This is a genomic window from Hylemonella gracilis ATCC 19624 (assembly GCF_000211835.1).
Taxonomy (GTDB): domain Bacteria; phylum Pseudomonadota; class Gammaproteobacteria; order Burkholderiales; family Burkholderiaceae_C; genus Hylemonella; species Hylemonella gracilis.
In genome coordinates this window covers 1-958 of the sequence record NZ_AEGR01000096.1, presented here as the reverse complement: position 1 = coordinate 958, position 958 = coordinate 1, and the positions used below count along the sequence as shown (strand labels likewise).

Below are 958 nucleotides of genomic sequence, written 5' to 3'. Positions count from 1 at the left end.
CGATGATCTTCGCCACGACGCCGGCGCCGACGGTCTTGCCGCCTTCGCGGATGGCGAAGCGCAGGCCTTCTTCCATGGCGATCGGAGCGATCAGCTTGACCGTGATCGACACGTTGTCACCCGGCATCACCATTTCCTTGCCTTCGGGCAGCTCAATGGCACCCGTCACGTCCGTCGTGCGGAAGTAGAACTGGGGGCGGTAGTTGTTGAAGAACGGCGTGTGACGGCCACCTTCGTCCTTGGACAGCACGTACACCTCACCCGTGAAGTGCGTGTGCGGCTTGATGGAGCCCGGCTTGCACAGCACTTGACCGCGCTCAACTTCTTCACGCTTGGTGCCGCGCAGCAGGATACCGACGTTGTCGCCAGCCTGGCCTTGGTCCAGCAGCTTGCGGAACATTTCCACGCCGGTGCAGGTCGTCTTCTGGGTGGCCTTGATGCCGACGATTTCGATTTCCTCGCCAACCTTGACGATGCCACGCTCCACGCGACCGGTCACCACCGTGCCACGGCCAGAGATGGAGAACACGTCTTCCACAGGCATCAGGAAGGCGCCGTCAATGGCGCGCTCGGGCGTGGGGATGTAGGTGTCCAGCGCGTCAGCCAGGCGCATGATGGCTTGCTCGCCCAGGTCGCCCTTGTCGCCTTCGAGCGCCAGCTTGGCGGAACCCTTGACGATGGGGGTGTCGTCGCCGGGGAACTCGTACTTGGACAGCAGTTCGCGCACCTCCATCTCGACCAGCTCGAGCAGTTCAGCGTCGTCGACCATGTCGCACTTGTTCAGGAAGACGATGATGTAGGGCACGCCGACCTGACGGGCCAGCAGGATGTGCTCGCGGGTCTGGGGCATGGGGCCGTCAGCGGCGGAGCACACCAGGATGGCGCCATCCATCTGAGCAGCGCCGGTGATCATATTCTTCACATAGTCGGCGTGGCCGGGGCAGTCCACGTGGGCGTA

The 958-nt window shown here is 63.4% G+C and carries 1 protein-coding gene; it reads right to left on the bottom strand.

Features of this window, described 5'->3' with window-relative positions; translation table 11 throughout:
* Positions 1 to 958: elongation factor Tu (tuf, locus tag HGR_RS14945; RefSeq protein ID WP_006299195.1), on the bottom strand; the 958-nt coding region annotated here is incomplete at both ends.